This window comes from Nocardia spumae, assembly GCF_020733635.1.
In the GTDB taxonomy this organism is placed as follows: Bacteria; Actinomycetota; Actinomycetes; order Mycobacteriales; family Mycobacteriaceae; genus Nocardia; species Nocardia spumae.
The window spans coordinates 6,034,296-6,056,676 of the sequence record NZ_JAJFZL010000001.1 but is presented as its reverse complement, the minus strand read 5'-3'; the positions used below and the strand labels follow the sequence as shown (position 1 = coordinate 6,056,676).

General features: G+C 68.2%; 20 protein-coding genes. 12 read left to right on the top strand and 8 right to left on the bottom strand.

Annotated features, from left to right (window positions below):
* The first annotated feature begins 7 nt into the window (after positions 1 to 7).
* The 3 genes from tsaB to tsaD are packed head-to-tail and all read left to right on the top strand — an operon-like array spanning position 8 to position 2,270.
* Positions 8 to 709, top strand: a complete 702-nt coding sequence (gene tsaB, locus LKD76_RS27035) for a tRNA (adenosine(37)-N6)-threonylcarbamoyltransferase complex dimerization subunit type 1 TsaB (RefSeq protein WP_227984223.1) — start codon at positions 8 to 10, stop codon at positions 707 to 709.
* Entirely contained in the window at positions 706 to 1,239 is a 534-nt protein-coding gene (gene rimI, locus LKD76_RS27030) for a ribosomal protein S18-alanine N-acetyltransferase (protein ID WP_227984222.1), read from the top strand. Before tsaB ends, rimI begins: the two co-directional genes overlap by 4 nt.
* Complete coding sequence (gene tsaD, locus LKD76_RS27025; protein ID WP_227984221.1) at positions 1,236 to 2,270, top strand: tRNA (adenosine(37)-N6)-threonylcarbamoyltransferase complex transferase subunit TsaD; 1,035 nt, start codon at positions 1,236 to 1,238, stop codon at positions 2,268 to 2,270. The genes rimI and tsaD overlap by 4 nt, the downstream gene beginning before the upstream one ends.
* Positions 2,271 to 2,286: 16 nt before the next feature.
* Here the strand turns inward: tsaD and LKD76_RS27020 are convergent, their stop codons facing one another.
* Positions 2,287 to 3,867 carry a DUF7159 family protein gene (locus LKD76_RS27020; RefSeq protein ID WP_227984220.1) on the bottom strand — a complete coding sequence of 527 codons (1,581 nt, stop codon included), beginning with the start codon at positions 3,865 to 3,867 and terminating at the stop codon, positions 2,287 to 2,289.
* Between the two features lie 637 nt (positions 3,868 to 4,504).
* Here LKD76_RS27020 and groES point away from each other — a divergent pair.
* Both groES and groL read left to right on the top strand, forming a co-directional pair.
* A complete protein-coding gene (groES, locus tag LKD76_RS27015; RefSeq protein WP_030513506.1) occupies positions 4,505 to 4,807 on the top strand; it encodes a co-chaperone GroES in 303 nt (100 codons plus the stop codon).
* Positions 4,808 to 4,955: 148 nt separating this feature from the next.
* Positions 4,956 to 6,563: a chaperonin GroEL gene (gene groL / locus LKD76_RS27010; protein ID WP_227984219.1), complete on the top strand. Its 1,608-nt coding sequence runs from the start codon at positions 4,956 to 4,958 to the stop codon at positions 6,561 to 6,563.
* Between the two features lie 211 nt (positions 6,564 to 6,774).
* Here the strand turns inward: groL and LKD76_RS27005 are convergent, their stop codons facing one another.
* From LKD76_RS27005 to LKD76_RS26995, 3 genes are all read right to left on the bottom strand, one after another.
* Positions 6,775 to 7,074, bottom strand: coding sequence for an RskA family anti-sigma factor (locus LKD76_RS27005; RefSeq protein ID WP_227984218.1), 300 nt, complete (start codon positions 7,072 to 7,074; stop codon positions 6,775 to 6,777).
* 1 nt (position 7,075) lies between these two features.
* Positions 7,076 to 7,651, bottom strand: a complete 576-nt coding sequence (locus LKD76_RS27000) for a sigma-70 family RNA polymerase sigma factor (protein WP_227985419.1) — start codon at positions 7,649 to 7,651, stop codon at positions 7,076 to 7,078.
* Between the two features lie 420 nt (positions 7,652 to 8,071).
* Entirely contained in the window at positions 8,072 to 8,365 is a 294-nt protein-coding gene (locus LKD76_RS26995; protein ID WP_227984217.1) for a WhiB family transcriptional regulator, read from the bottom strand.
* A 647-nt stretch (positions 8,366 to 9,012) separates the two neighbouring features.
* Between LKD76_RS26995 and LKD76_RS26990 the strand changes: the two genes are divergently transcribed.
* From LKD76_RS26990 to LKD76_RS26980, 3 genes are all read left to right on the top strand, one after another.
* Positions 9,013 to 9,882: a hypothetical protein gene (locus LKD76_RS26990; protein ID WP_227984216.1), complete on the top strand. Its 870-nt coding sequence runs from the start codon at positions 9,013 to 9,015 to the stop codon at positions 9,880 to 9,882.
* 141 nt (positions 9,883 to 10,023) lie between these two features.
* Positions 10,024 to 10,602, top strand: coding sequence for a sigma-70 family RNA polymerase sigma factor (locus tag LKD76_RS26985; RefSeq protein ID WP_030513512.1), 579 nt, complete (start codon positions 10,024 to 10,026; stop codon positions 10,600 to 10,602).
* A complete protein-coding gene (locus tag LKD76_RS26980; RefSeq protein WP_227984215.1) occupies positions 10,595 to 11,788 on the top strand; it encodes an anti-sigma-D factor RsdA in 1,194 nt (397 codons plus the stop codon). Before LKD76_RS26985 ends, LKD76_RS26980 begins: the two co-directional genes overlap by 8 nt.
* Positions 11,789 to 11,958: 170 nt before the next feature.
* Here LKD76_RS26980 and LKD76_RS26975 read toward each other — a convergent pair whose 3' ends face one another.
* Positions 11,959 to 12,372 (bottom strand): DUF5319 domain-containing protein, encoded by a 414-nt coding sequence (locus tag LKD76_RS26975; RefSeq protein WP_025347353.1) that lies wholly within the window; start codon positions 12,370 to 12,372, stop codon positions 11,959 to 11,961.
* A 392-nt stretch (positions 12,373 to 12,764) separates the two neighbouring features.
* Between LKD76_RS26975 and guaB the strand changes: the two genes are divergently transcribed.
* Together guaB and LKD76_RS26965 are read left to right on the top strand one after the other, a co-directional pair.
* Entirely contained in the window at positions 12,765 to 14,306 is a 1,542-nt protein-coding gene (gene guaB / locus LKD76_RS26970; protein ID WP_227984214.1) for an IMP dehydrogenase, read from the top strand.
* 281 nt (positions 14,307 to 14,587) lie between these two features.
* Positions 14,588 to 15,751 (top strand): GuaB3 family IMP dehydrogenase-related protein, encoded by a 1,164-nt coding sequence (locus tag LKD76_RS26965; protein ID WP_227984213.1) that lies wholly within the window; start codon positions 14,588 to 14,590, stop codon positions 15,749 to 15,751.
* Between the two features lie 6 nt (positions 15,752 to 15,757).
* Here LKD76_RS26965 and LKD76_RS26960 read toward each other — a convergent pair whose 3' ends face one another.
* Entirely contained in the window at positions 15,758 to 16,555 is a 798-nt protein-coding gene (locus tag LKD76_RS26960) for an alpha/beta fold hydrolase (protein ID WP_227984212.1), read from the bottom strand.
* A 406-nt stretch (positions 16,556 to 16,961) separates the two neighbouring features.
* Between LKD76_RS26960 and guaA the strand changes: the two genes are divergently transcribed.
* The gene (guaA, locus tag LKD76_RS26955; protein WP_227984211.1) at positions 16,962 to 18,545 is read left to right on the top strand and encodes a glutamine-hydrolyzing GMP synthase; all 1,584 of its coding nucleotides are present in this window, start codon (positions 16,962 to 16,964) and stop codon (positions 18,543 to 18,545) included.
* A gap of 80 nt (positions 18,546 to 18,625) precedes the next feature.
* Here guaA and LKD76_RS26950 read toward each other — a convergent pair whose 3' ends face one another.
* A complete protein-coding gene (locus LKD76_RS26950; RefSeq protein ID WP_227984210.1) occupies positions 18,626 to 18,850 on the bottom strand; it encodes a hypothetical protein in 225 nt (74 codons plus the stop codon).
* A complete protein-coding gene (locus LKD76_RS26945; RefSeq protein ID WP_227984209.1) occupies positions 18,843 to 20,618 on the bottom strand; it encodes a PspC domain-containing protein in 1,776 nt (591 codons plus the stop codon). The genes LKD76_RS26950 and LKD76_RS26945 overlap by 8 nt, the downstream gene beginning before the upstream one ends.
* Before the next feature lie 230 nt (positions 20,619 to 20,848).
* Between LKD76_RS26945 and LKD76_RS26940 the strand changes: the two genes are divergently transcribed.
* On the top strand, positions 20,849 to 22,291 hold the full coding sequence (locus tag LKD76_RS26940; RefSeq protein WP_227984208.1) for an ATP-binding protein: 1,443 nt from the start codon (positions 20,849 to 20,851) through the stop codon (positions 22,289 to 22,291).
* Positions 22,292 to 22,381 lie beyond the last annotated feature (90 nt).

Genomic DNA, 22,381 nt, shown 5'->3' with positions numbered 1-22,381 from the left:
GGCAATCATGCTTGTACTTGCTGTCGACACCGCGACGCCTGCCGTTACAGCAGGACTGGTGGAACTGGAGCAGGCCGCCACACAGCCGCAGGTCCGTACCCTTGCCTCCCGGGTGACCGTGGACGCACGTGCCCACAACGAGGTGCTCACGCCGCAGATCCTCGCCTGCCTCGAGGAGACCGGTCGTTCGCGAACCGATATCGCCGCGGTGGTGGTCGGCATCGGCCCGGGCCCGTTCACCGGGCTGCGGGTGGGGATGGCCACCGCCGCCGCCTTCGGCGATGCGCTCGGCCTGCCGGTGCACGGTGTCTGCAGTCTGGACGCCATCGCCGCGGAAGCGTGGCCGGAGGTGCCCGTCGGTCCGGAACCGGTGGCGGACGGCGAATCCGGCGCCGAACTGCTCGTGGTCACCGACGCCCGCCGCCGCGAGGTCTACTGGGCGCGGTACCGGCGCACCGGCCGCGTCGACGGACCCGGCGTGTGCAAGCCCGCCGATCTGGATTCCGGTGACGCCACCGCTATCGCCGGATCGCCCTCGCACGTCGATTTTTTCGATCTGCCGGTGCTTCCGGTGGAAACGCCGTCGGCCGCGGGACTGGTGCGCTGCGCCGCCCACGACATCCTCGCGCGCGCGACGCCGGAGCCGCTGGTTCCGTTGTATCTGCGCCGTCCCGATGCGGTCGAACGCAGCTATCAGGCGGTGCGATGAGTACCGCGTCGTCGTCGGCGGTCCGGATCGAGCCGATGGGCCCGGCCGACATCGCGCGCTGCGTCGAGCTGGAGCTGCTGTTGTTCCCGGAGGACGACCCCTGGCAGGACGTGGCCTTCCGCTCGGAGCTGGCCGGATCCCACAACCGCTATCTGGTCGCACGCGACGCCTCCGGCCGCATGCTCGGCTACGCCGGTATCGCCCTGCTCGGTAACGGAGAACATCCGGAAGCGGAGATCCACACCATCGGTGTCGATCCGCAGGTGCACCGCGGAGGTATCGGGACCGCTCTGCTGCGGGCCCTGCTGTCGGAGGCCGGTCAGCGTGGTGGTCCGGTCTTCCTCGAGGTGCGCACCGACAACGCACCGGCGATCGCGCTCTACGAGAAGCACGGCTTCCACATCATCGGCCTGCGCAAGAGCTACTACCAGCCCAGCGGTGCCGACGCGTTCACGATGCGCCGCCCCGCGATGACCGGATTCCCGCATCCGGGCACCGCGTTCGCACCGGATTCCGAGGTCGTCTCATGATCGTGCTGGGCATCGAAAGCTCCTGTGACGAAACCGGAGTCGGCATCGTTCGCCGACATCCGGACGGTACCTGTGAGCTGCTCGCCGACGAGGTGGCCTCCAGCGTCGATCAGCATGCGCGATTCGGGGGTGTGGTTCCCGAGATCGCCTCCCGCGCACATCTCGAGGCCATCGTGCCCGCCATGCGCCGCGCGCTGTCGACGGCGGGTATCGCGAAGCCGGACGCACTGGCCGTGACGATCGGACCGGGTCTGGCCGGAGCGCTGCTGGTGGGCGTGGCGGCGGCGAAAGCCTATGCGGCGGCCTGGGATATCCCGCTGTACGCGTTGAATCATCTGGGCGGACATGTCGCCGTGGACACCCTCGAACACGGTCCGATGCCGCCGTGTGTGGCATTGCTGGTCTCCGGTGGGCACACCCATCTGCTGCACGTCACCGATCTGGCCCAACCGATCGTCGAACTCGGCAGCACGGTCGACGATGCCGCCGGTGAGGCGTTCGACAAGGTGGCGCGGCTGCTCGGCCTCGGCTTCCCGGGCGGTCCGGCATTGGATGCCGCGGCTGCGCACGGCGATCCGGCCGCGATCGCGTTCCCGCGCGGTATGACCGGTTCGCGCGATCCGCGCTACGACTTCTCGTTCTCCGGACTCAAGACCGCCGTCGCCCGATATGTCGAGGCGGCGCAGCGGAACGGAACCGAACTGCCTATCCCGGATATCGCGGCCTCGTTCCAGGAGGCGGTCGCCGATGTGCTGACCATGAAGGCGGTGCGCGCGGTACAGGATGTCGGGGTGGACACGCTCGTGCTCGGCGGTGGCGCCACCGCGAATTCCCGGATCCGCTCGATGGCCGAACAGCGTTGTGCTGCGGCCGGTCTGACCTTGCGGGTGCCGAAGCCGCGGTTGTGTACCGACAACGGCGTCATGATCGCCACTCTCGGTGCCCATGTGATCGCGGGCGGCGCTACGCCCGCTCCGCTGACCGTCGCCACCGATCCCGGACTGTCGGTGTCCACCAGCTATATCGCCTGAACCGGATCGCGGCCACTCAGTCCTCGGGCTGCACCGTGGTGGTGGACTGCGCCGGGGTGGTCGGCTCGGCGGGCGAAACCCGTTCGGAATCGGCCGAACCCGAACTCGAACGGGGGAGTACCGGTACACGGGAGTGGCCGGGGGTGGTGGGCTTGGTCGGCGCTGCCTCGGGCGTCCGGTTCTGTGCCTCGGGCGAGTCGGGTTGTTCCGGTGTGCTCGTTCCCAGCAGCGGGCCCAGCAGATGCGGCAGGTTCGGCAACGGAATCTGCGGCAGATTCGGATCGGGTCGCAGCGTCGGCCCGCTCGTGGTGGGTGTGACCGTCGGCGGCTGATCGGTACTGCTGGTCGGTGCCGAGCCCGGTGTGGTACCGGGCGCGGGGCTACCCGGTGTCGTTGTGCCGGTGACGGTCCCGGCGGGCAGCCGATCGGTCCGGCTTCCCGGAATGCTCGTCGGAGTGCTCGCCGGACCCTGGCTCGGAGTGGGCGCGACGGTGGTGAGCTGGGCGGTATTTGTCGTTCCCGCCGGTGTCACATCCTGATGGGCCGTTGGCACCAATTCCTTGACGCCGTAACCGACCACCAGCCCCACCACCACGATGGCGCCGGCCAGCGTGCCGATCAGTTTGGTGAACGTACCGGCCGAGCCGTCGCTGCCCAGGGTGATCGGGGAGAAGGGCGAGGGCTGGACGGAATCGGCGACCAGCGCAGCGCCTTTCGCGGTCGCGGACTCCGGTTCCGGTACCGACAGCACCGGGATGTCGAGCAGTGACTCGAGTCCGTCGACCACCGCGGTGATATTGGCACCACCGCCGATCACGGTGACGGCCGCGGGGGATTTCGGCGCCCGGGCGAAGACCGCGCGAGCGTAATCGGCCGCCTCCTGCAGCAGACCGGCGATCAGTTCCCCGAAATCGGCCCGCGTCAGCTTCAGTGGCTGTCCGGCGACGTGATCGATGGTCACGGCCGGTGCGATGGACAGGTGCTCCTTGGCGGCGCGGCTCCGGTTGATCAGCATCTGCCGGTTGGGGCGGGTGCCGCGACGGGAGAAATGGCAGTCCAGCAGATGGTGGTAGATCAGTTCGTCCACGGCGGCACCGCTGATCGCGTCGGTGCGCTCGGACCGCAGCACGGTGTCGTCGGCGAGATCGGCCACCGTGACGGTCATTCCGGAGGCGCCCAGATCGATGACCGCCACCGTCTCGTAGCGATCGAGCAGACCGGTGTGGCGCAGATAGGTGAGGGCCGCGGTGCTCTCGGGGATGAGTTGCACATCACGGCGTTCCCGCCCGATCGCGGCACGAATCGCCATGGCCTGCTCGCGATCCCGGTAGGCGACCGCGATGGCCCCGGGCGGCACCGGCTGGGATTGCGGCACCAGAGCGCCGGGAGTATGCGTGCCGACGCGGTGCAGGTAGTCGCGAGGCATCTGCGTGGTCATCAATTCGATCGACGAGGCCACCAGATCACCGGGGTCGGAATGTGCCACATCCGCCGAGACGACGCGATAGTCGAACGTCTGGGCGCCGTTGGGCGCGGTGGTGACGACGGCCGAGCAGACGACCTCGTTCCCCGCGGAGATACCGAGGGATGTTCGCATGTTCACCTCCCTTCTCGAGCTGGTCGAGCGCGGACGGTCCTGGTGTGCCGACCGTCTCGAACGGACATCACGGGCATTCGCTGTGTGGCGAAGGCTCCGCGCGCGGATCGGATCGGTGATCCGCCGCCGGGGTGCGTTCCCGGATGGGGTGCGTTCCCGGCAGGGGAGTCGGTCCCATCAGTTGCGATCCGTTTCGGGTCGGGACCGGCCGTCGATCACGTGCGGTCTGGTTCTCGTCTCAGGCGTGCGCGAGGTCGTCGCGCGGTGGGTGAAGCGGTTGTGGTGCTGTTCGGCGGATCGCGTGACGGTCACGGCCGATGGCAATGCTGAAGGCATGACCGATCACGGAACCGTCTTACATATTGTCACATTCCGTTATCCGAACGTTACAGATTTTTCCGATCAATTGCCACGGCTTCGGGTGTGTCGCCGTGTCAGCACTGCCCACCCTTGAGCGCTGGCACTCTCGTGTATAGAGTGCTAGTCGGCACTGGTTGTGCTCAGGTGCCATCGACTTCTGGGCAGGTGTCCCGGCACCCGCGACGACGGGGCTATGCCACAGGGTCGGCAAGACCGAAACCGTGAGTCCGGGGAACGGCCCCGGACGACCGAATCCCCTGAAAGTGGAGGGCTCAACGTGGCGAGCGTGAACATCAAGCCGCTCGAGGACAAGATCCTCGTCCAGGCCAACGAGGCCGAGACGACGACCGCCTCCGGCCTGGTCATCCCCGACACGGCGAAGGAGAAGCCCCAGGAGGGCACCGTCGTCGCAGTCGGACCCGGCCGGTGGGACGAGGACGGCGAGAAGCGCATTCCGCTGGACGTCAAGGAAGGCGACGTCGTCATCTACAGCAAGTACGGCGGCACCGAGATCAAGTACAACGGCGAGGAGTACCTGATCCTGTCGGCGCGCGATCTGCTGGCCGTCGTCGACAAGTGACGATCGACCGATGATCCACGCGGTCGTCGCACCGTAACGACCACTGCCCCGGTGCCCACGCGTGGGCGTCGGGGCAGTGGCCGTCAAGGGCCGGCGCGGGGTCGTCGCGAGGCTCGTCCACCACTCCCACCCCAAGGACATCCCAACCATGGCAAAGCAGATCGAGTTCGACGAGAAGGCTCGTCGGGCAATGGAACGCGGCGTCGACAAGCTGGCCGACGCCGTCAAGGTCACCCTCGGCCCCCGTGGCCGGCACGTGGTGCTCGCCAAGGCGTTCGGCGGCCCGACCGTCACCAACGACGGTGTCACCATCGCGCGTGACATCGACCTCGAGGATCCGTTCGAGAACCTCGGCGCCCAGCTCGTCAAGAGCGTCGCCACCAAGACGAACGACGTCGCCGGCGACGGCACCACCACCGCGACCGTGCTCGCGCAGGCGCTGATCAAGGGCGGACTGAAGAACCTCGCCGCGGGTGCCAACCCCATCGGCCTCGGCGTCGGTATGAGCAAGGCCGCCGACGTCGTCTCCGAGGCGCTGCTGGCGGCCGCCACACCGGTCTCCGGTGAGAAGGCCATCGCCCAGGTCGCCACCGTCTCCTCGCGTGACGAGGAGATCGGCGAGATGGTCGGCAAGGCGCTCACCACCGTCGGCAAGGACGGCGTGGTCACCGTCGAGGAGTCCTCGCTGGTCAGCACCGACCTGGAGATCACCGAGGGCGTGCAGTTCGACAAGGGCTACCTGTCGGGCTACTTCGTCACCGACCACGACAAGCAGGAAGCGGTCCTCGAGGACGTCCAGGTGCTGCTGCACCGGGACAAGATCTCCTCGCTGCCGGACTTCCTGCCGTTGCTGGAGAAGATCGCCGAAGCCGGTAAGCCGGTGCTGATCATCGCCGAGGACGTCGAGGGTGAGGCGCTGTCCACCCTGGTCGTCAACGCCATCCGCAAGACCCTCAAGGTCGTCGCGGTCAAGGCGCCCTTCTTCGGTGACCGGCGCAAGGCGTTCCTCGACGACCTCGCGGTCGTCACCGGTGGCACCGTCATCAACCCCGACCTGGGCATCAGCCTGCGCGAGGCCGGACTGGACCTGCTGGGCCAGGCCCGCCGGGTGGTCGTGACCAAGGACGAGACCACCATCGTCGACGGTGCCGGCACCCAGGAGGCCATCGACGCCCGCGTCGCGCAGCTGCGTGGCGAGATCGAGGCCACCGACTCCGACTGGGACCGCGAGAAGCTCGAGGAGCGGCTGGCCAAGCTGTCCGGCGGCGTCGCGGTGATCAAGGTCGGCGCGGCCACCGAGACCGCGCTCAAGGAGCGCAAGTACCGGGTCGAGGACGCGGTCAGCGCGGCCAAGGCCGCGGTCGAGGAAGGTATCGTCTCCGGCGGTGGCACCGCGCTCGTCAAGGCGGCCACCAAGCTCGTCGAACTGCGTGATTCGCTGACCGGCGATCAGGCGGTCGGCGTCGAGGTCGTGCGGCAGGCGCTGCAGGCGCCGCTGTACTGGATCGCCACCAACGCCGGTATCGACGGCGCGGTCGTGGTGAACAAGGTCAGCGAAGGTAAGGACGGCTTCAACGCCGCCACCCTGACCTACGGCGACCTGATCACCGACGGCGTCGTGGACCCGGTCAAGGTGACCCGTTCCGCAGTGCTGAACGCCACCTCCGTGGCCCGCATGGTGCTCACCACCGAGAGTGCCGTGGTCGACAAGCCGGTCGAGGAAGAAGCCGACGACCACCACGGTCACGCGCACTGAGGTATCGGCCGCGGCTCCGCCGCGGCGGGTTGTGGCCCGCTAGGGCTCAGCGCGGGCGACCACACGGTCGAAAGACGACGGCCCGTTCATGTTTCATTCGAAACGTGAACGGGCCGTTCGTATTCGGTGATCGTGGCCGCGGCGCGGATGCTGCGGCGTGTGTCCCCGCGCTACTCGCCACAGCGGGTGCGTGGACCACAGCGGCCGCGGTTCAGCCGATGGCGGTCGGATCCGCCTCGTCGCGCGGATGGGGGCGAGGGTGGCGGGCGGCGGGTGCGCTGCCGTCGGCAATCGCGGCCAGCAGGCCGGCACGCAGGGCGGCGGGCGGCTGGACCGCCGACGCCGAGGCGAACAGGCTCAGAGCTTCTCTTGTCAGTTGCACTTCCGTGTCGAAGTCCGCGCGCAGTACCGGATCCCCGGAATCCAGGAGGTCCTGCACCGCACGCTGGTCCTCGTCGCCGATCGATCCGAGCGCGACCGTATGCGCGAGATCGATCTGGCTCTCGTTCATCTCAGGTCACTCCCAAACTCTTTTTCAGTCGTGTCAATCCGTCCCGAATGCGGGACTTGACGGTCGGTAACCCTACGCCGAGGTAGGCAGCCACCTCGGCGTACGTCCGGCCGCCGAAATACGCCAGCGTGATGGCCTCTCGCTGCGTATCGGTCAGGGTGGCAAGGCTGTCGCGCACGGCCTGTTGGTCGAGCCGGCGACCGACTTCCTCGGTGACTTCGTCGAATTCGTTGCCCAGGGTGCTCGCGCCGTAGGTGACCTCGCGTTGCGCGTGGGCTTGCTCGGCACGGACGCGGTCGACGGCGCGACGATGCGCGAGCGTCATCAACCAGGTCACGGCCGTGCCCTTGGTGGAGTCGAAATTGGCTGCGGTGCGCCAGATCTGGAGATAGACCTCCTGGGTCGTCTCCTCCGCGTAACCGGAATCGTGCAGTACACGCAGTACCAATCCGAATACGCGGGCGCAGGTGCGGTCGTACAGCTCGGCGAATGCCTGCTGGTCGGCCTGGCCGCAGCGCTCGAGAAGGGCGGCTAGTTCGAAACTTTCGGCTGCGCGTGCCGTGATCGCAGAGTCCACACTCGGTGTGGCCACCCGACCGTCCCTGATGGATCCTTGGAACGAGTCGCCCTCTGCGGCCGGCGGCCGCGTTGTCACAACGCTCCATACTGTGTCATCGGCCACTACCGTAGCGTGCCGCTATGACCTCCTTTCGGGTGGGGTGCGTCAAGCAAGGCACCTGTGGCCCAATCGATTTCGCGCGAAATTCGACACGCCGGGCGGTGTGCGGAGACACGCCGTGACACGCCGATGGCATTACGAATCGCTGAGGCTTGGGTGCGGCTGCTGGCAAAACATGCGGCAGGCGGATCGGGGTGGCCGAAGACCTGCGGCTGTACCGGTGTCGCCGGCCCTGTTCAGTGGCCGGTTGTTTGCTAGGTATTCGGCGCCCCGGCGGATTCGGATTGGACGGGTGCGACCGAATTTCGCGGGCGCCGCTCAGACGGCCAAGCGGCGGCGATTGCGCCGCGCGTGGAGCTCGCGTTCGGTCTCCGACATGCCGCCCCAGATGCCGTACGGCTCGCTGACCTTCAGGGCGTGGCTGCGGCACTGCATCAGAACCGGGCAGGTGCGGCAGATCTCCTTGGCGCGCAGCTCTCGCTGGGTGCGCGCGCGCCCGCGTTCGCCGTCGGGATGGAAGAAGACGGAGGAGTCCACACCGCGACACGAGCCGCGCATCTGCCAATCCCAGATGTCGGCATTGGGACCGGGGAGGTGGGTGGGCATGGGCATGGTGAACTCCTATGGTGCGAGCTCGTCGGCGTTGTCGAGCGGTGCTTGGCAGCAGCGGTCTGTCCGGACCCTGGGCGGGGGCGGCAGTGACCTCGCCGAGATCGGGCTCGGACCGTATCGCCGATCTCCGGCGATCGCAGTACGCGGTCGCCGCAATTTCACACGGCGCCGACGACGGCGATGAAGTACGTTAGGTCGCGCGGTGAAATTACGTCAATAGTTACCCCGTCGGTGATCGCAATTCCGGCAGATCTCAGATTTAACCTGCATGGTGTTTACTTTCTGCCTCGGGAAAGCGATACTGTCCGGTTGGCTGTGTTTCGCCAGCATTGCGACATGTCTGTCATTCTCCATGTTTTCCCAGCTAGTGGCGTATTTAGCGGAAGAAATGACATGTAATGCTTGCCAATGCTGGGAGGTGTGATATGTGATCCGGCACACTGTCCGCTGTGGCGCCGGAGAAGCTCGGATGGCCGTGTCGGGGCGCGTAGGTTAATAATCCGAAAAGGATCCGAATTTCTGTTCGGCGCGCTGATGGTTAGCTCGCCGCAGATTTACGAGATCGAAACACAGCGCGGTCCCTTTTTCGCTGAGAAATAGCTTGTGCTGCGTGCCGTGCCCGGTCGGTATCCGGATAAGGTGCGCTGGTGTTGGATTCGTCCCCGCGGGTGGAGTGGTTGCTGGACCCGCGGCATGCGCTCTTGGCCGAGGCAGCCTTCGGCTCCCGTCCCGATATCGGTATCCCGGACCTCCCGCCCGGCACCGACCCCGCCGCGATGTGGTTGCGCGCGGTCGTCCTCGGTGGTCGTGGATGGTATTCCGCGGCGCGCGCCGAACTGCTCGACGCGGCACGGCGCACCCGCGATCCGGTACTGGCCTCATTGCTCGCGTCGACCGAAGCGTCGCTGCTGCGCCAGCTCGGCTGGCATGCGCGCGCCGCGGTCGTGGACGGGCGGGCATTGGCGCTGGTCATGGGCGTATCGGCGGGAGACGATGCCGGCTCGATGCGCGGTGAGGCGGTGTGCGACGCGCTGATCGGGCTGGCCGCCGATGCGCTCGGAACCGGTCAGCCGCAGGTTTCCGCGCGGTTGCTGCGGCGGTGCCGAGCCGAGATCGACCGGCTTCCCGACAGTTCGCGGTCACTGGTGCGCTGGCACTGGGTCAGCGCCGAAACCGCCCTCGCCGCCCCGGGCGCCGGGCTGGTGGCCGAGCCGGCGATGGCCCATGCCGAGGCGGCCGTCGCCGCGGCCGGGGAGCTGCGGTCGATCCGGCATCAGGTGAAATCCCGGTTACTGGTTGCCGCCGCGGCGGCCGGCGCCGGTGACATCGATCGCAGCCGGACTGTTGCCGGACAAGTGGATTCGGACTGCGCGGCCTACGGCTTACTGCCGCTGCGCTGGGCCGCCGCGATGTTGCGCTCCGGCGTGTGCGAACCGCGCGTCGCGGGGCGTGCGGCGCTGGATGCGGACGAGTACGCGCGGATTCTGGCTGGTCGCGGGGGACTGCTGCGGATCTGAGTCGATTTCGTGTGAGCAGTGATCCCCCATGTTGTCCGACTCACATAGCCGAGCCGCTATTGTTGTTTCCGTTCCGCCTACCGGCGGAAGCACTTGCCGAATCCGGCCGTGCCACTTGTAACGCCAGGAATATCTCTGACGATGACGCACTCGGGCGAGGAGTTGGACGCCGCCGTAGCTGCCGCAGCTCAGGGCGACCGTTCGGCTTTAGCTCAGGTACTGGAAATCATCCGCCCGTTGGTAGTGCGCTATTGCCGTGCGCGGATCGGCTCTGCGGAGCGTGGGCAGCTCTCCGCGGACGACGTGGCGCAGGAGGTCTGCTTGGCTGTGATGACCGCCCTGCCGCGTTATCAGGACCAGGGGCGGCCGTTCATGGCTTTCGTGTACGGAATCGCTTCACACAAGGTTGCCGATGCACATCGCAACGCCGCCCGTAACAAGGCGGACGCGATGGCCGAAGTACCAGATGTCATATCCACCGACCAGGGGCCGGAGCAGCGCGCTCTCGAATCCGAAACGAGCCGGCAGATGAACAGTCTGCTGGCGACACTTCCGGAGAAGCATCGAGAGATCCTGATCCTCCGCTTGGTCATGGGTTTGTCAGCAGAAGAAACTGCTGTCGCCGTGGGCAGTACGGCGGGAGCTATACGAGTGGCTCAGCATCGGGCGCTCGCGAAACTGAAGTCACAAGTGGCGAGGGCAGGTGAAATGTATGGCTAGGGATGGCGAGCGCGGTCGGGGCGACTGGAAAGCGCGACTTGGATCGCCGAACAGCGGTCCCTATGCCGAGGCGTCCGGAGCGTCCGGTGATACCGGGCCGGTGGACATCGCCGCGGTTCGCCGCGACGATGCGCTGATCGACGCCATTGCCGGTGATGGTCCCGTCGCAACCGACAGTGCGGAGGAGTACCAACTCGCGAGCCTGCTCGCCAATTGGCGAGCGGATATCGTCGAGACTCCGATGCCGGCCGGTCCCGATCTCGACGCCGTGGTAGCGGCCGTCAATCAGGAGATCGGTGCGCGCGAGGCAAGGGTCAACGCCAACCGGCGCGGCAGGTTGCGATTGGTTCGTCCGTTGATGGGCGCCGCGGCTGCGGTCGCGGTCATCGCGGGCGGTACCACGGCATTCTCCTACGGCGCACAGCCGGGAGATCCGTTGTGGCGGGTGAAGGAGGTCGTGTTCAGCCAGCAGGCGCAGACCACGATCGCCCAGCGCGCCGACGACGATATGAGCAAGGCGCAGACACTGATCGATCAGGGTCATCCGGAACAGGCCAAGGCGCTGCTGGAGAGCGCGTCCACCAATACGACCCAGGTCGACGACCACGGGCGTAAGCAGGATCTGCAGGTGCGCTGGCAGCATCTGCTCGATCAACTCCGCACGAAGGCGCCCGAGGTGGCCTCCGCGCTGGAGTCGCTCGAACCGAAGCCGTCGGCGACGCCCACCACACCTCCCGTGGTGGCACCATCGATTCCGGGCCGCACGGTTGAACCGGGCCGGCAGGAGACCACCGGTTCCAAGCCGTCGACACCGGGTCCGGAGATCATGCGCAGCCAGACCGCGCCGGGTACGAACGAGAACGGTTCCGGCCCTGGGATTCCGGGCTCCGAGACCGGTGCCAAGCCGCCGACTCAGCAGCAACAGCCGCCGACGACAGCCGAGCCGCCGATCACCGCCCCGCCGACGCAGCAGCAGCCGCCCAGCGAGGATTTGCCGACGCACGAGCAGCCGCCGACGATTCAGCCCACCGCCGCCCCGCCGACCACCGTCGGTGGGGGGCCGGTGGTGCCGCCGACGCATCAGCAGCAGCAGACCATCGCTCCGCCGGTGTATCCGACGGGTCCGGCGGTTCCGACCGTCGCGCCTCCGGCCGGTGGTGGGATGCTGCCCGGCGGCATCAAGTAGGAGCTGAGTTCCGAAACAGGAGAGCCGATCGCCGAATTCTGGCGGTCGGATTCTTTTTGTCTGCTGACGATCAGCACTCTCGGGCGCAGCAGAGACTCCGGCGGTGCCGAATTTCACACACGAGCCAGCCGCGTGCCACCGCTGCAGCGGGCACCGCGTGCCGTGACGACTCAGGCGTCGAATCCGTCGAATCCGTCGCCGTGCAGGGCCTCGTTCATCGAGGCATCCGCGTAACCGCGGCAGTAGTCCCACGTGACGTAGGCTTCCGGCGTCGGATCGTAGGCTGGCTCGTGCGGGCGGACCGTGCCGTCGACCAGCAGTTGCAGCAGGTTGGCGCGCAGCATGTCCCAATCGTGGTAGTGGTCCTGCCTGCAGTCCTCGCAGCTCACCACGAGACCGCGGATACCACGGTGGGACAACAATGCCTCGTAGACCGCGAGATCGGCGAGATCTTCCTCGACCGCGAGGCGCTCATGGGGATCCAGCGGCTCCCCAGGCTCAATGGCATCGAGCGCGGCCGACGGGTCGGAGGGGTCTCCGGCGAAGGGGTCCGGCGGCAGGCCAGGTGGTAGATGGTCACGCACATTCCCACGGTACGCAGAACCACCCCCTCCGCGCCAGCGCTGAAGGTATTTCGACACGCTTGTGGCGGCGTTTCGACGGATCATCCTACGGATCCGCACACCGGTTCGCCGACCGGGTGGCGCGCCGTACTCGCCGTGGGGCGCGGCCGGTTCCGGTGTCCGGTGACTGCCGTGGACGTGCCTGATCGCGACCGTGGCGAGGCCCGGCCGCGAGTGTGTCGGAGGCGACGAGGTCCACGCAGTGGGGGGCCGATACCATGGATACACCGGCGCCGGATAGCACACTTCGGCTCCACCATCCATCAGTTGTTCTCGATTCGGTACCGAGGTTCCGGGATCTCCGGACCGCCGTACCGCATCGGTGCTTTCGAGGTCCAGGAGGGGTCGATCAGATGAGTAGTCCCGTGATGGGCGAAGCCGTCCGCCCGCATACGGGTGGCGACGATCCGAACAAGATCGCCATGCTCGGCCTCACGTTCGACGACGTGCTGCTGCTGCCGGCCGCCTCCGATCTGATCCCCAGTTCGGTCGAGACCTCCAGCCGGCTGACCCGTGAGATCACCTTGCGGACGCCACTGGTGAGTTCTGCGATGGATACCGTCACCGAGGCCCGGATGGCGATCGCCATGGCCCGGGCCGGCGGTATGGGCGTGCTGCACCGGAATCTGGCGGCCGCCGATCAGGCCGCTCAGGTGGAGACGGTCAAGCGGTCCGAGGCCGGAATGGTGACCGATCCGGTCACCTGTCGCCCGAGCGACACCCTCGCCGAGGTCGACGCGATGTGCGCGCGGTTCCGGATCTCGGGTCTGCCGGTCGTGGACGAGACCGGTGCGCTGGTCGGCATCATCACCAATCGCGATATGCGCTTCGAGGTCGATCAGAACCGCCGGGTCGCCGACGTGATGACCAAGGCCCCGCTGATCACCGCTCAGGAGGGCGTCACGGCCGAGGCCGCGCTCGGCCTGTTGCGCCGCCACAAGATCGAGAAGTTGCCGATCGTCGACGGTAACGGGCGGCTGCGCGGCCTGATCACCGTCAAGGACTTCGTCAAGACCGATCAGTACCCGAACGCCACCAAGGACCGCGACGGCCGGCTGCTGGTCGGCGCCGCCGTGGGTGTCGGCGAGGATTCGTGGTCGCGCGCGATGAGCCTGGCCGATGCCGGGGTCGATGTGCTGATCGTCGATACCGCGCATGGCCACCAGGCACAGGTGCTGCAGATGGTCGCCAAGGTCAAGAACGAGGTCGGGGACCGGATCCAGGTCGTCGGCGGCAATATCGCGACCCGCGAGGGTGCGGCGGCGCTGGTCGAGGCCGGCGCGGACGCGGTCAAGGTCGGTGTGGGACCGGGTTCGATCTGTACCACCCGGGTGGTCGCCGGTGTCGGCGCGCCGCAGATCACCGCGATCCTCGAGGCGGTGGCCGCGTGCCGGGCCGCCGATGTGCCGGTGATCGCCGACGGCGGCATCCAGTTCTCCGGTGACGTCGCCAAGGCCATCGCCGCCGGCGCGTCGACGGTCATGCTCGGCTCGCTGCTGGCCGGAACCGCCGAATCGCCGGGTGAGCTGATCCTGGTGGGCGGCAAGCAGTTCAAGAGCTACCGCGGCATGGGTTCGCTGGGCGCCATGCAGGGGCGCGGGCAGGGTAAGTCCTACTCCAAGGACCGCTACTTCCAGGACGACGTACTGGCCGAGGACAAGCTGGTGCCCGAGGGCATCGAGGGCCGGGTGCCGTTCCGCGGTCCGGTGAACCAGGTGATCCACCAGTTGGTCGGCGGTCTGCGGGCGGCCATGGGGTACACCGGTTCCCAGTCGATCGCCGATCTGCAGCAGGCGCAGTTCGTGCAGATCACCGCGGCGGGTCTCAAGGAGAGCCACCCGCACGACATCACCATGACGGTCGAGGCGCCGAACTACACCGGCCGTGGCAAGTAACGGTCCGCTGATTCCGTAAACCCTTCCGCGGCAAGAACTGTCGCCGGCGTCCCGACGGGAACGCCGCTCGGACCGGATGCGGGTGCGGATGCGACCCGGCGCATCCGCCCACCCGGGGTCGCCGCATGCGCCACGCGCGGACCGCCCCGGGCGTATGGCGTACGCCGAGAACTGGGAGGATAGGGGTGCGTCGGCGTGCGATCGCCGGGACGACGGCGGGTACCGAGCACCACGGCGCGGCAGTACCCACTGCGGCAGTACACACTAAGGAGAGACATCAAGTGCGCGACATGGTCGAGATCGGAATGGGTCGGACCGCCCGGCGTACCTACGAGCTGGACGATGTCGACATCGTCCCGTCGCGGCGCACCCGGTCGTCGAAGCAGGTGTCGCTGGCATGGCAGCTGGATGCCTACCGATTCGACATCCCCTTGGTTGCGCATCCGACCGACGCGCTGGTGTCGCCGGAGTTCGCCATCGAACTGGGCCGTCTCGGCGGACTGGGCGTCATCAACGGTGAGGGTCTGTGGGCGCGCCACGCCGATGTGAGCGCTCGGATCGAGCAGTTGGTCGAGGTGGCCGAGCACAAGGGTTCCGAGGCGGCGGTCGAACTGCTGCAGGAGCTGCACGCCGCACCGATGCAGCCCGATCTGCTCGCCGCCGCGGTCGCCCAGGTCCGGGCCGCCGGAGTGACCGTCGCGGTCCGTGTGAGCCCGCAGAACGCGCGGGCGCTGACCCCGAGTCTGGTGCAGGCCGGAGTCGACCTGCTGGTGGTGCACGGCACCATCATCTCCGCCGAGCATGTCGCCGGTGCGGTGGCCGCACAGGACGACGGGTCGCCGGTGGAGCCGCTCAACCTCAAGACCTTCATCGCCGAACTCGATGTGCCGGTCGTCGCGGGTGGGGTGAGCGATCACCGCACCGCGCTGCATCTGATGCGCACCGGCGCCGCCGGAGTGATCGTCGGCTACGGCTCGATGCCCGGCGCCACCACCACCGGTGAGGTGCTCGGTATCGGGGTGCCGATGGCCACCGCGATCGCCGATGCCGCTGCCGCCCGGCGCGACTATCTGGACGAGACCGGCGGTCGCTACGTCCACGTGATCGCCGACGGCGATATCGTCACCTCCGGTCAGCTGGCCAAGGCCATCGCCTGCGGTGCGGATGCGGCCATGCTGGGAGTGCCGCTGGCGCTGGCGCAGCAGGCTCCCGGTCGCGGCTGGTACTGGCCCTCGGCGGCGGCACATCCGTCGGTGCCCCGGGGCGCGATGCTGCAATTCGCCGAGCCCGATGAGCAGCCGTCACTGGAGAAGGTGCTCTACGGACCGTCCAACGATCCCTGGGGCTCGGTGAATCTCGTTGGCGGCCTGCGTCGTTCGATGGCCAAAGCCGGCTACTGCGACCTCAAGGAATTCCAGAAGGTCGGCCTGAGCGTGCGCGCCTGACCCGGATCAGTTGGTCCGGGTCAGCACATCACCGCGCAGGAAATCGCGGATCACCGCGTTGACCTGCGCGGGATGGGTCATATTGACCGCCTGCCGGGCGCCCTCGATCTCGAGGAATCGCGATCGGTGCAGCCGCCGCGCCATTTCCAGGACGTGCGGCCGCGGAACACCTGCCCGCGCGGGATGGATGACCAGTGCGGGACACGTGATTTCGGTCAGCCGGTCCAGAATCGAGTCACGTGCCAGCAGGCATCCGGCGGCGACCTCCAGTTCGTGCGGATCGCGCGCGAGCCAGCGCTCGGTCCAGACTTCGCGGTGCCCGGCGTCGTCGCCGATCAGCCAGCGCGCCAGGTGTTCTGCCAGTGCGTGCCGGATATTCGGCTTTCGCCAGTGGTCGAGGAAGCGGCGTGAGGTCTCGAGTTCTTCCCGGGTCGGACTGTGCGCCTCTGTTGAGATGAGGATCAGCGCGGCCACCCGCTCGGGAGCGAGCAGCGCGGTGCGCATAGCGCTGAATCCGCCCTGGGAGGTGCCGCCGACCACGGCACGCTCGATGCCGAGCTGATCGAGCACGGTCAGCGCGTCGCGCGCGGCGGTCCAGTACGTGAACGGCAGCCCTTCGTCGCGGGTGCGGCCGTGTCCGCGCGCGTCCCAAGTGACGATGCGAAACTCCGGTGACAATGCGGCCGCCTGCGAGGCGAACATCGTTCGGTCCATGAAGAATTCGTGCCCCAGTAGGACCACCGGACCACGACCGCCGGTGTCCTCGTAATGGATCTCGGCATCGATCGCATGGGCGAATGGCACGAGCACGAGGATAGCTGGCGTCGCCACCCGTTGCTCCGGCTTCGGCTCCGGCGAGGGCGGACATGCGGTGTGCCAGGTGTTTTCCGGGCGTTGCGCGCGGCTGTCCGCCGCGGCGACCCCGATGATCGCGGCGTCGCGGTATCGGAACACGTTGCAGGATAGTTCGTTTCGCAATATTGCGTTCTGCGGTCGACGCGGTACCGAGGGCGGGAGCGCGGGGGTGCCGCGGCGCCGTCACAGGTGGCGTTTTCCCGCCGCCGAGGGACGCCGATGGGCGCACCGGCAGCTCCGATCGGGCCGATCCCGGGGGGCACTCCGAGACGTCTGCGAGTGGGGTCGGTCACCGCCGCGGGTATCGAACTCGCCCGGCCTCGAGGTGCGCGAATGCGCTCACTAAACTGGGCGGGTGGCAGAAACCCAGCGACCAGTCCTCGTCGTCGACTTCGGGGCGCAATACGCGCAGTTGATCGCGCGGCGCGTGCGCGAAACCAGCGTCTACTCCGAGGTGGTACCGCATACCACGACCGTGGAGGAGATCGCCGAGCGCCGGCCGCTCGCGGTGATCCTGTCCGGCGGTCCGGCCAGTGTGTACGCCGAGGGCGCACCGCGGCTGGATCCCCGCCTGTTCGATCTCGATATCCCGGTCTTCGGCATCTGCTACGGATTCCAGGCCATGGCACAGGCCCTCGGGGGGACCGTCGCCCACACCGGCACCCGCGAATACGGCCGCACCGAGTTGAATATCGACGGCGGTGTCCTGCACGGCGGACTGCCCACCGTGCAACCGGTGTGGATGAGCCACGGCGACGCGGTGACCGACGCTCCGGCGGGTTTCGAGGTCACCGGCACGACCGCCGGTGCGCCGGTGGCGGCCTTCGAGAGCCGGGAGCGGCGACTGGCGGGTGTGCAGTATCACCCGGAGGTGCTGCACTCCCCGCACGGTCAGCAGGTGCTGAGCCGCTTCCTGCACGAACTGGCGGGAATTCCCGCGTCCTGGACTCCGGCCAATATCGCCGACGCGCTCGTCGAACAAGTACGCGAGCAGATCGGTGACGGGCACGCGATCTGCGGCCTGTCCGGCGGCGTGGACTCCGCGGTGGCGGCAGCGCTGGTCCAGCGTGCCATCGGTGACCGGCTGACCTGTGTCTTCGTCGATCACGGTCTGCTGCGCGCCGGCGAGCGTGAGCAGGTGCAGCGCGATTTCGTGGCGGCCACCGGAGCCAAGCTGGTGACCGTCGACGCGGTCGACAAATTCCTCGGGGAGTTGAAGGGGGTCACCGATCCGGAGGAGAAGCGCAAGATCATCGGCCGGGAGTTCATCCGGTCCTTCGAGGACGCGGTCGCCGAGGTCGTGAAGGCCACCGGCGCCGAGACCGGTTCCGACGGGTCGGCTCTCGCGGTCGAATATCTGGTGCAGGGCACGCTGTACCCGGATGTGGTGGAATCCGGTGGTGGTTCCGGTACCGCCAACATCAAGAGCCACCACAATGTCGGCGGGCTGCCCGAGGATCTGGAATTCGAGCTGGTCGAGCCGCTGCGGTTGCTGTTCAAGGATGAGGTGCGCGCGGTCGGCCGCGAGGTCGGGCTGCCGGAGGAGATCGTTGGGCGCCAGCCGTTCCCGGGCCCGGGGCTGGCGATCCGGATCATCGGCGAGGTCACCCCGGACCGGCTGGACACCCTGCGTCAGGCCGATGCGATCGCCCGGGAGGAGCTGACCGCGGCCGGGCTCGACGCGCAGATCTGGCAGTGCCCGGTGGTCCTGCTGGCCGATGTGCGCAGTGTCGGTGTGCAGGGGGACGGCCGTACCTACGGTCATCCGATCGTGCTGCGCCCGGTGTCCAGCGAGGATGCCATGACCGCGGACTGGACCCGGCTGCCCTACGAGGTCCTCGAGCGGATCTCCACCCGGATCACCAACGAGGTCGCCGAGATCAACCGGGTCGTCCTGGATGTGACGAGCAAGCCGCCGGGCACCATCGAATGGGAATGAGCCCGCTGCCTCGGTGACGAGTCGCGACGACGAGGGGCCCGCCGAATGCCGGCGGGCCCCTCGTCGTTCGAACGGCTCGTCTACTTCTTGTTCCGGCGCGGCGAGACCACCAGGGCGACGCCGACGACGATCGCCGCTCCCACCACGATCCAGCCCACCGGGATCGCGGTGTGGATCGGCCAGGACGTGGGTCCGATGAAGGCCCAGACGCTCACCAGCAGGGCGAGTGCCCCGGCCAGCAGCAGGGAGAACGACGGTCCGCGACGGGTTTCGGCCCCCGTGTCGGCCTGAGTGTTGTCAGCCACGTTTCACCTCCGCGTTTCCGGCGTGGACATCGACATCGAGAGTGAGGACCGGCCCCTCGGCCGGGCCGGTGAGGCCCTGTGGGCACTGCACATCGCCCATGGTGGCGTTGCAACTGGTGTGCAGGCGCATCGTTTCCGGCACCAGCACCCGGAAATCGCCCATCTGTACCCGCACGTGGACCGTGCGATTCTCGGTCAGCGGCAGTTGGCGCAGGTCCAACGTGCCCGAACCCATCGTGATCGCGTAATCGGAGGCCAGCTCGGTGGCCGCCGTCGGGGTCCAGACGTGCTCGCCCATCGCGCCGCGGTCGAATTCGACGGGACCGACCATCGAGGCCAGGATCACGAAACCCGCCAGTGGGGCCAGTACCACCATCAGGCCGTATCCGCGTCGCAGGAAGGCGCCGATGATCAGGCCGATACCGACCACCGCCAGCGCCACCGCCGCGATCCTGGCCGGGGTCATCCAGTCCGCGCCGGCGGCGGCCAGCGCGCCGGCGGCGGCCGCGGCCAGCACCGCCAGTCCGATCACCACCGGGGTGAGCCGGGAACGGGGTCGTGGTGTGGGCAGCACCGCGACCGGGCGTTGCGGGGCGGAGGCGGGCAGATCCCACGCCAGCGGCGCTACGCCGAGCGGATCCCAGCCGGATGGGGTCGCGGCGAAATGCGCCGGATCCGGTGTCCTGCGGGCGGTGCCGGTGACCGGGTCCGGTGTCGGGGTGGGCCGATCGAGCGGTGCGGTGCCGAGGCCGAGGCCGTCGCCGCTGTCCGGGTGCGTGGGATCGTCTTCGGCCGCTGCGGTTTCCGTGTCGGGCGCCTCCGGCTCGGCGCGCGGAGTCGCCGGCCGGGTGAGTGCGGCGGTGGGGCGATCGTCGCCCGCCGGTTCGGCGGCGGTCGCCGAATCCGGTTCGGCCGCCGCGTGTTCGGGGGAATCGCCGGCCGCGGGGGCGTGCGGTACCTCGGTCGTCGCGGCTACCGATAGCTCTGTGGCGGTATCGGGCTCCGCCGTGGCGGTATCGGGCTCTGCCGCATCGGCTTTCGGGCCGGTATCGGGTGCGGCTGTCGACGTGGACGCGGTGGCGGGTGTCTCGGTCGCCGGCGGCTCTGTCGGGGTCGCCACCGGGACCCCGGTTCCGGCGGGAGAGTGCGGATCCGGTTCGTAGTGATCGGGCAGGGTGGTGAACGGACCGTATTGGCTGCCGTTCCAGGGCTGAGTTCCGCTCCACGGTGATCCGCCGGGGAAACTCGCCCCCGGATAACCCGTGGCCGCGATACCGCCCTCGGAGGTGAGCGGATACGAACCGTCGAGCGGCGGCTCCGGCTGCCGCATGTACAGCAGCCACCAGCCGGCCACCATCAGCGCGAAGCTGATCACCCCGGAACCGCCGAGCCCGACTCCCACGGGACCCATGGTGGTGACCGCGATCGCCAGCGCCACGATCAGCACGATGGTCTTGGTCGGCGACTGCGAACTGCGGCCGCGGTTGATCAGACCCTCCGCGGGCGATACCGGATCACCCGCCGCCGGCAGCAGCAACCAGGCCGCCAGATACAACACGATGCCCGCACCACCGAAGATCGTCGACACCACGAACGCGACCCGGATCAGCACCGGGTCCACGCCGTAGCGCCGGCCGAATCCCGCCGCCACACCGGCGACCGGGCTCTGTCCGGGCAGTCGCATCGGACGCGTCCGCCACAGGTGCTGGAGCTGTTCACTGAATCCCGTCCGGCTCGTGCCGCCGGCCCCGCCGCTCGCTGTGGTCATAGCTCAATAGTGGCGGTGAGCAGCGTCGGATGACATCGGGGTTCACCCTGAAAACGAACCTGAACTACACCTGGACCGGATCGCCCGGGATGGTGCCCGCCCCGCTGTCACCGGGATCGGCAGCTCGACGCGGGCATGCCCGATCCGCGGACCGCGCGATATCACCGAGATCGGAATTCCGGGTATTTCCCGATGGTCGGTTGTCGGTGCGACGTGCCAGTATCGAAGGCATGTACCCCACCATGCCCGCCTTCGACGCGCGTTCGGGGTTCGATGCTCGCGCGGGGTTCGAACCGCGCGCCGGTCTCGGGCCGGACGGTCGCGGCGCGGAGCCGGTCCCGGCGCAACCGCGGCTGCTGCGGCGGTCCGGTGGCCGGGTCGTCGGCGGGGTGGCCGGTGGTATCGCCGACCATCTGGGGGTCGACGTCTTCAAGGTCCGGATGGCGTTCGTATTGCTGTCGGCCTTGATGGGGGCGGGCATCGTCGCGTACGGGATGCTCTGGCTGTTCACCTCCTCCGGTGCGGACGGGCCGCCACCCACCGCGTCGGAGCGGCGGCAAGCGGTGGGCCTGGTCCTGCTCGGGCTGGCGCTGTCGGTATCGATGGCGTGGTTGTTCAACGGGACCGCGGCCCGGGTGGTGGCGCCGATCATCGTCGTGGCGATCGGTGCGGCGCTGGTGTGGCGCGAATTCGATGCCGAGGGACCGCGTTCGGTCCTCGGCCTGCCGGCGCGGCCGTCGGTGCTCACCTGGACGCGAATTCTGGCCGGGGCGACGTTGATCGTGGTCGGACTGGGCGTGGTGGTCCTGGCGCGCATCAATCTGAGTTCGCTGGGTTCGGCGCTGATCGCGGTCGCGGTCACCCTCATCGGAGTGGGCCTGCTGACGGTGCCGCTGTGGCTGCGCATGATGCGTGCCCTCAACGCCGAACGGTCGGCCCGCATCCGCAACGAGGAACGGGAAGAGATCGCCTCTCATCTGCACGATTCGGTCCTGCAGACATTGGCGCTGATCCAGCGTCAGGCCGACGATCCGCAGGAGGTCGCCCGGCTGGCTCGCAGTCAGGAACGGGAACTGCGGAAGTGGTTGTTCGAGGACTCCGTGCCCGCGCAGTCGAGTCTCGCCGCCGCGCTGCGCACCATCGCCGGTGAGGTGGAGGATCAATACAGCGTGCAGGTCACACCGGTGACCGTCGGCGATGTCTCGATGGATCCCGGCGATACCGGATTCGGTCTGCCGAAGGAACATTTCACCGCACTGCTCGGCGCCACCCGGGAAGCGTTGGTCAATGCCGCCAAACATGCCGGCGTGCCGACCATCGACGTCTTCGCCGAGGTGGAGCCGCATCAGGTCGGCATCTTCGTCCGCGATCGCGGCTCCGGATTCGATCCGGCCGCGGTGCCCAACGATCGGCAGGGCCTGGCGAAGTCGATCCATGCCCGCATCGAGCGGCGGGGCGGCACCGTCGAGGTGCAGACCGCGCCGGGGCGCGGCACCGAGGTACGGATCACGATGCCCCGCACCGATTCCGAGGGGCAGCAGGAATTCTCTGCGGAGTCCGATGGGGCCGGAGGTTCCGACGCCGAGATGTCCGATGTGCCGGATCCGGCCGCATCCTCCACGCAGCCGCGCACCGCGGCCGCCGATACCGGCTCCGGACCCGGGGCGCGGTAGCCGTCCGCGCGTGTGGCGCACGGATGTGGTTGTCCCCACCTGCCCGTTCGGGCTTCCGGCACCATGGCATGCGATGTGGTACCGATGAGG

Bases quoted from the DNA above. Each gene is read 5' to 3' on its own strand.
- LKD76_RS27020 (WP_227984220.1), bottom strand. From the start codon at position 3,867: ATGCGAACATCCCTCGGTATCTCCGCGGGGAACGAGGTCGTCTGCTCG.
- tsaD (WP_227984221.1), top strand. From the start codon at position 1,236: ATGATCGTGCTGGGCATCGAAAGCTCCTGTGACGAAACCGGAGTCGGC.
- rimI (WP_227984222.1), top strand. From the start codon at position 706: ATGAGTACCGCGTCGTCGTCGGCGGTCCGGATCGAGCCGATGGGCCCG.
- LKD76_RS26980 (WP_227984215.1), top strand. From the start codon at position 10,595: ATGGCTAGGGATGGCGAGCGCGGTCGGGGCGACTGGAAAGCGCGACTT.
- LKD76_RS27005 (WP_227984218.1), bottom strand. From the start codon at position 7,074: ATGAACGAGAGCCAGATCGATCTCGCGCATACGGTCGCGCTCGGATCG.
- guaB (WP_227984214.1), top strand. From the start codon at position 12,765: ATGAGTAGTCCCGTGATGGGCGAAGCCGTCCGCCCGCATACGGGTGGC.
- LKD76_RS26995 (WP_227984217.1), bottom strand. From the start codon at position 8,365: ATGCCCATGCCCACCCACCTCCCCGGTCCCAATGCCGACATCTGGGAT.
- LKD76_RS26945 (WP_227984209.1), bottom strand. From the start codon at position 20,618: ATGACCACAGCGAGCGGCGGGGCCGGCGGCACGAGCCGGACGGGATTC.
- LKD76_RS26985 (WP_030513512.1), top strand. From the start codon at position 10,024: ATGACGCACTCGGGCGAGGAGTTGGACGCCGCCGTAGCTGCCGCAGCT.
- groL (WP_227984219.1), top strand. From the start codon at position 4,956: ATGGCAAAGCAGATCGAGTTCGACGAGAAGGCTCGTCGGGCAATGGAA.
- tsaB (WP_227984223.1), top strand. From the start codon at position 8: ATGCTTGTACTTGCTGTCGACACCGCGACGCCTGCCGTTACAGCAGGA.
- LKD76_RS26940 (WP_227984208.1), top strand. From the start codon at position 20,849: ATGTACCCCACCATGCCCGCCTTCGACGCGCGTTCGGGGTTCGATGCT.